Here is a 6,561-nt window from a genome sequence, read left to right on the forward strand (position 1 = left end):
CCGTCAGCGGAGCTCGAGGAGTTCCGCCCTACCGTCGGTGAAGAACTCGTCGCCACTGCCGTTGTGGCCCATCTGGGGCGTCGTCAGCGCGACGAGGTGGTCGGGATACCCGAGGGAGCCCATGATGAAGGCCCGCTCGGCGTCGATATTCGGGTCGATGTGATGGGTGGGGACCTTGGCGGTCCCTGCGAGTTCAATCCCGTCGTCGAAGCTCGCGGTCGCCTCCCAGACGGGGCGGCCGTCCGGTGCGGTGAAGCCGGACCGCCAGATGCGGATGTGGTGACGCTGCCGCAGGGAATTCGATGCGGTGGCCTTCTGGAACGCGATCGACTCGGGCTCGGACGCCATGAAGGACGGGGTCACGGGCGCTGTCGCGTACTGGCCGCCCTGGAAGCCCACGGCGAAGGCGCGGATGGTATTGGCGAACGTCGAGGGGTCGGCGCGGTCCCATCCTCGACCTTCGAATGCCTCAACGAGCTGGTCCTCGGTGCCGACGAAGACGAAGCTCGCCGGTTCCATCCGGTCACCCGTGAGCGTCTCGCTGTAGAGGGGGAGCCGGGTGAGCGAGGCGATGTCGAGCGAGGCGAGCGGCTCCGTGCGCGACTCCGCCGGGTGCGCCTCCGGATGGACCAGGAGGGGCGCCGAGACGAGGGCGAAGGCGACTCCCAAGACGGGAACGACGGCGAGGGCCCGCCCTGGGGCGACCGCGCGCCGTCGTCCGTTCAGCACGGGAAAGCGCGCGGCGATCTCGAGGGTCCCCACGAGCGCGGCGAGCATCGCACTGCCCAGCAGCATGCTTCCCCAGACGTCGGTCGCGTAGTGGACGCCGAAGTAGACGCGGCTCATGGCCACAAGCAGGACGACGACGAGATATCCGGCAACCGTGGCCGCCTTGGCCGCCCGCGACCTGAACGCCTTGAACAGCAGGTAGGCGATGATTCCGTAGGCCACGGTTGCCCGCACCACGTGTCCGCTCGGGAAGCTGGGACCCGTGTTGATCAACAGGGCCAGCGACTCATCGGGGCGCGCGCGGCCCGCGATCGCCTTGACCACGTAGTACACGGCCTCCTGCGCGAGCACGGTCACGACGACGGCTCCAGCGAGGAACCGACGCCGCCTCCACCACAGCAGCCCGGCGGCAGCCGCGGTGACCAGGACGAGAGTCTGCACGTTCGCTAGCATGGTCGCCGCGGTGAAGAACTCCGTCTCGCCCGGTGTGCGGACCCGGGGCATGAGGTTCGCGATGCGCTGATCCACGGAAGTCAGGGACCCGTGCGTGGCCACCGCGATGGCGAGGCTTAGGAAGTTCACGAACGGGATCGCGGCAACCACGACCGTGCCCGTGAGCCAGATGCCGGTCGACGTATCCCGCCGGAAGCGGTTCCGCAGCCAACGCACCCACGGCGCCCTGCTCGTCCGGAACCTCATCACGTAGTCGTTCGACTCGAGCCCAATCCAGGCGGACGCCGCGAGCGAGCGGAGCATGGCGGAGGGCTTCGTCAGCGCCCGGACGAGGCCGTACACGACCACGGCGACGAACACGGCCTCAAGGAAGATCGCGGCGAGGAACAGCATCGGGGACACGAAGAGGGAGAGCGTCCTGACCGCGTACAGGCACGCGACCGCGAGCACGACCCCCACGAGGGCCAGTAGCAGGTGCGCCGCCGCGCCCCCGCCCGGTCGCCGCTCCGTCCCACGTTCCGCCATGGTTGCCGCCTCCACTTCCGCGCTGTCTTTTCCCGGCTTTCCTGCGAAGCGCCTGCGACTCCATCCTGCTCCATCTTGGGCTCGCAGCCGTGCACCGAACGTGCATCGGGCGTTCACGCCCGGTTGGCCCGCCGTCGGCGATGGGCGGTGCATGCTCAGGCCCATGACGACGCCTCCCGAAAACTCCCCCGTCACCCGCCGTCGCCTGCTCATCGGCGCCGGCCTCGCCGCCGCTGCGGGCACCGTGGCCATCGCAACCCCCGCTCAGGCATCCCCCACCCAGGCACCCGCGGATGAGAAGGGCCTGCCCGGTTCGCTCTCTGCCACGGACCCGACGGCGACCCCGACCGTCGACGGCCTCCACCTCCAGTTCGGCGCCGACGCGTCGCGCGCGATCGTGGTCTCGTGGCACACGCTCCAGCCCGTCACGGACGCCCGCGTGCTGCTCGGCGACGCCCACGGCAACTTCGACGCGGCCGTGGCGGCGACGACGCGGAGCTACCTCGACGCCAAGTCCGGCCGCACCGTCTACGCGCACCATGCGTCGCTCACGGGGCTCGAGCCCGCCACGGGCTACCTTTACGCCGCGGTCCACGCGGGAGCGACCCCGGAGTTCGGCACGTTCACCACGGGCCCTCGCGGGCGGGCGCGCGTGACGTTCACGAGCTTCGGCGACCAGGGCACCCCGACGCTCGGCAAGAAGCAGTCTGGGACGACGACGTGGGTCAACGACAACCTCGGCTCCCCTTCCGCGGGAGACACGACGGGAGGCGTCGAGCGCGTCCAGCCGATGTTCCACCTCTTCAACGGCGACCTCTGCTACGCCAACCTCGCGACCGACCGCATCCGCACGTGGTGGGACTTCTGGACGAACAACTCGCGCAGTGCGCGCAACCGCCCGTGGATGCCGTCCGCAGGAAACCACGAGAACGAGCTCGGCAATGGCCCGATCGGCTACGCGGCGTACCAGACGTACTTCGAGGTTCCCCAGGCCTCCGGCCAGACCGACGTGACGCGCGGCCTCTGGTACAGCTTCACGGTCGGCGCCGTCCGCGTCATCTCCCTCGCGAACGACGACGTCTGCTACCAGGACGGCGGCAACTCCTACGTCCGCGGCTACTCGAAGGGCGCCCAGAAGGCGTGGCTCGAGAGCGAGCTCAAGGACGCGCGGTCGAACGGCGGGATCGACTGGGTCGTGGTCTGCATGCACCAGGTGGTGATCAGCACCGCGAACAACTTCAACGGCGCCGACCTCGGCATCCGGCAGGAGTGGGGCCCGCTCTTCGACAAGTACGGCGTGGACCTCGTGGTGTGCGGCCACGAGCACCACTACGAGCGCTCGCACCCGGTCCGGGGCGCGGAGGCCAACCAGACGCTCACCCCCAAGCCCGCCGCAACGAACACCCAGTCGGTCGACACGACGAAGGGCACCGTGCACATGATCCTTGGCGGCGGCGGGACGTCCGTCCCGTCGAACCAGCTCCTCTTCACGCCGCCGGAGTGCCGCGTCATCGTCTCCGTCACGGCACCGGATCCCACATCGGGCAAGCGCGCGCCCGTGTACGTGCACGAGCAGGCCCCGTGGTCGGCCGTGCGGGATGCCGCGAACTCCTACGGCTTCGGGGCGTTCGACGTCGATCCCGGCCAGCCTGGCGGCGAGACGACCATGAAGGTCACGTACTACAACGTCACCGGCGTGGGCGGCGGCCTCGAGGCGTTCGAGACGTTCACGCTGCGCCGTCCGCGCGCGGACGCGCGCCAGCCGGCTATGGCGGACGCGAGCCAGGGCGCTCAGAACTGAGCCACGAACGACGGCGCCGCTCCCCACGTGAGGAGAGCGGCGTCGTCGTCTGCGGTCGCCCGCGGGGACGCTGCCCGGGAGGGGCGCCTAGTGAGTGTCGACCGCGGAGATCTCGGAGTGGTCCTCGCCCCACAGCGTGTGGAACGTGCCCTCGACGTCGACGCGCTGGTAGGTGTGCGCACCGAACAGGTCGCGCTGGCCCTGGATGACGGCGGCCGGGAGGCGCTTGCGGCGCAGGCCGTCGTAGTAGGCGAGCGAGGAGGAGAAGACCGGCACCGGGATGCCGAGCTGAACGGCCGTGGCCACGACGCGGCGCCACGCGGGGACGGCCGCGCCGACGGACTCCACGAACGCGGGCGCGAACAGGAGGTTCGCGGGCTTCTCGCCGCCCTTGTACGCCTCCATGATGTCCTTGAGCAGCTCTGCGCGGATGATGCAGCCCGCGCGCCACAGGGACGCGATCTCATCGAGCTTGAGGTCCCAGCCGTACTCCTTCGCGGCGCTCGAGAGCATGTCGAGGCCCTGCGCGTAGCTCACGAGCTTCGAGGCGTAGAGCGCCTGGCGCACGTCCTCGACAAAGTTCTCGGGGAGCGTCACCTCAACCTCGTGGCCCGCGAGCGTCTCCTGCGCGATGGCGCGCTGGCCGCGCTGCGACGAGATGCCGCGCGCGAAGACCGACTCGGCGATGCCGGACACAGGGGATCCGAGATCGAGCGCGGACTGGACGGTCCAGCGGCCCGTGCCCTTCTGGCCCGCCGCATCCACGACGACGTCGACGAACGGCTTGCCCGTCTTGGCGTCGACGTGACGGAGCACCTCGGACGTGATCTCGATGAGGAACGAGGAGAGCTCGCCCTTGTTCCACTCCTCGAAGATCGCGGACTGCTCGGCCGGCTCGAGGCCGGCGCCGCTGCGCAGGAGGTCGTAGGCCTCGCCGATGACCTGCATGTCGGCATACTCGATGCCGTTGTGGACCATCTTGACGAAGTGGCCCGCGCCGTCGGTGCCGATCCATGCGCAGCACGGCGTGCCGTCGCTGGCCTTCGCCGAAATCTTCTCGAGCAGCGGGCCGAGGGCCGCGTAGGACTCCTTCGAGCCGCCGGGCATGATGGACGGGCCGTTGAGCGCACCCTCCTCGCCGCCCGAGACACCGACGCCCACGAAGTGGAGGCCCTTCTCGGCGAGCGCAGCCTCGCGACGGCGCGTGTCCTCGTAGTGCGAGTTGCCCGCGTCGATGACGATGTCGCCCTCTTCGAGGAGCGGCACGAGCTGGTCCACGACGGCGTCGACGGGCGCGCCGGCCTTGACCATGATGAGCACGCGGCGCGGCTTCTCGAGCGAGTCGACGAGTTCCTGAAGCGACTCCGTGCGGATGAAGTTGCCCTCGTCGCCGTGCTTGGCCAGCAGGGTGTCGGTCTTCTCGACGGAGCGGTTGTGGAGCGCGACGGTGTAGCCGTTGCGCGCGAGGTTTCGGGCGAGGTTCGCTCCCATCACCGCGAGTCCGGTGACGCCGATCTGTGCAGACATGTACTCTCCGTTTCTCGAGCCCGGCCCGCGTCGGTTCGCGGACCCGCGGCTGTTGCCAGTGCCTGAGGTCCACGCTAGTGGACAGCGGGCCGGCATGCCCTTTCTTGACAGCCTATTTCGGTGGACCTAACTTCTGGCAATCGCTTGCCATGATTGCCTTGTGAGCTGGCCGCAACCCGCGCGTCATCCGCCGCGGAGAGGCGCTCGGCGCGGGGCAACTCAGACCACGACCGTCATGCCGCCATCGACGAAGATGGTCTGGCCGTTGACAAAGTCGGACGCGTCCGAGGCGAGCCACACGACCGGCCCAGCGACGTCGTCGACCGTCCCCCAGCGGCGGGCCGGAGTGCGGCCGAGGATCCAGGCATTGAACTCCGCGTCGTCCACGAGGTTCTGGGTCATCTCCGTGTGGATGTAGCCGGGGGCGACCCCATTGATCTGGAGGCCGGAGCCGGCCCATTCGGCCGCCATAGCGCGCGTGAGATTGCGCAGGCCGCCCTTCGCGGCGGTGTACGCGCCGATCGAGGGCCGCGCAAGGTCTGTCTGCACGGAGCAGATGTTGATGATCTTGCCCGCCCCGCGTTCGGCCATCCCGCGCGCCGCCTCGCGGCCCACGAGGAATGCACTCGTGAGGTCGGTCCTGAGAACACGGTCCCAGTCCGCCGGGTCGAGGTCGAAGAGCGGCACGCGATGCTGGATACCCGCGTTGTTGACGAGGATGCGCAGCGGACCCGCCTTGGCTTCGGCCTCGGCGACGCCCGCCGCGGCGGCTGCGGGATCGGTCACGTCGAACGCGACCGCGAACACCCGGCCGTCACCGTAGACGGCCGCCATCTCGCGGCGCGTCGCCTCGGCGCGCTCGGCGTCGCGGCCATGGATCACGATCGTGGCGCCCGCGTCCGCGAGTCCGCGGGCGAGCGCGGAGCCGATCCCCCGGCTCGAGCCCGTCACGAGGGCCGTACGGCCGGTCAGATCGAAGAGTGCGGTCATGGCTGTTCCTCCTGGGATGGCGTGGCGGCGAGCCCGGAGCGGCGGCGCGCGAGCTCGTGGACGGACGCAAGGTCAAGGTCGCCCAGCTCCGCTGCGACGAGTTCGCCGTAGACCTCGAGCGCGGCCTCGGCGAGGGGCAGCTTGGCGCCCGCCTCCGCGGCGGCGGCCTCGACGAAACGGAGATCCTTGAGCATGAACTTCGCCGGTCCGGTGGGCGTGTAGTCGCGCGCGATCATGCGCGGGGCAAGCTGGTCCATGACGCGGCTGCCGGCGAGGCCGCCGGCCAGCACGCCGAACAACTCGCCGACGTCGAGGCCCTGGGCCTCGGCGACCACCGCGGCTTCGGCGAGGGCCGCCGCCGTCGTCCCGACGATGAGCTGATTGCAGGCCTTGGCGAGGGACCCCGCGCCGAGCGTCCCAAGGCGCACGACGTTCGCTCCCATGGCACCGAAGACGGGCCCGAGCGCGTCGAAGTCGGCCTGCTCGGCGCCGACCATGATGGCGAGCGTTCCGGCTTCGGCGCCGGCCCGGCCGCC

General features: G+C 70.1%; 5 protein-coding genes. 1 reads left to right on the plus strand and 4 read right to left on the minus strand.

Translation table 11 applies throughout. The features are described from left to right. Positions 1-3: 3 nt before the first annotated feature. Entirely contained in the window at positions 4-1,707 is a 1,704-nt protein-coding gene (locus ACLN58_RS03810) for an LssY C-terminal domain-containing protein (protein WP_415853950.1), read from the minus strand. A 163-nt stretch (positions 1,708-1,870) separates the two neighbouring features. Here ACLN58_RS03810 and ACLN58_RS03815 point away from each other — a divergent pair, with 163 nt between their 5' ends. Continuing rightward, positions 1,871-3,508, plus strand: a complete 1,638-nt coding sequence (locus tag ACLN58_RS03815) for a purple acid phosphatase family protein (protein WP_415853951.1) — start codon at positions 1,871-1,873, stop codon at positions 3,506-3,508. An 87-nt stretch (positions 3,509-3,595) separates the two neighbouring features. Here the strand turns inward: ACLN58_RS03815 and gndA are convergent, their stop codons facing one another. The 3 genes from gndA to ACLN58_RS03830 all read right to left on the minus strand — a co-directional run. Continuing rightward, positions 3,596-5,035 (minus strand): NADP-dependent phosphogluconate dehydrogenase, encoded by a 1,440-nt coding sequence (gene gndA / locus ACLN58_RS03820; protein WP_415853952.1) that lies wholly within the window; start codon positions 5,033-5,035, stop codon positions 3,596-3,598. Positions 5,036-5,254: 219 nt separating this feature from the next. After that, positions 5,255-6,025 carry a glucose 1-dehydrogenase gene (locus tag ACLN58_RS03825; protein WP_415853953.1) on the minus strand — a complete coding sequence of 257 codons (771 nt, stop codon included), beginning with the start codon at positions 6,023-6,025 and terminating at the stop codon, positions 5,255-5,257. After that, a partial coding sequence (locus ACLN58_RS03830) for an NAD(P)-dependent oxidoreductase (RefSeq protein WP_415853954.1) occupies positions 6,022-6,561 on the minus strand: 540 nt, incomplete at its 5' end. The genes ACLN58_RS03825 and ACLN58_RS03830, both read right to left, overlap by 4 nt.

It is taken from the genome of Sinomonas sp. G460-2 (assembly GCF_047759905.1).
Lineage (GTDB): Bacteria > Actinomycetota > Actinomycetes > Actinomycetales > Micrococcaceae > Sinomonas.

Bases quoted from the DNA above. Each gene is read 5' to 3' on its own strand.
- ACLN58_RS03810 (WP_415853950.1), bottom strand. From the start codon at position 1,707: ATGGCGGAACGTGGGACGGAGCGGCGACCGGGCGGGGGCGCGGCGGCG.
- ACLN58_RS03815 (WP_415853951.1), top strand. From the start codon at position 1,871: ATGACGACGCCTCCCGAAAACTCCCCCGTCACCCGCCGTCGCCTGCTC.
- ACLN58_RS03825 (WP_415853953.1), bottom strand. From the start codon at position 6,025: ATGACCGCACTCTTCGATCTGACCGGCCGTACGGCCCTCGTGACGGGC.
- gndA (WP_415853952.1), bottom strand. From the start codon at position 5,035: ATGTCTGCACAGATCGGCGTCACCGGACTCGCGGTGATGGGAGCGAAC.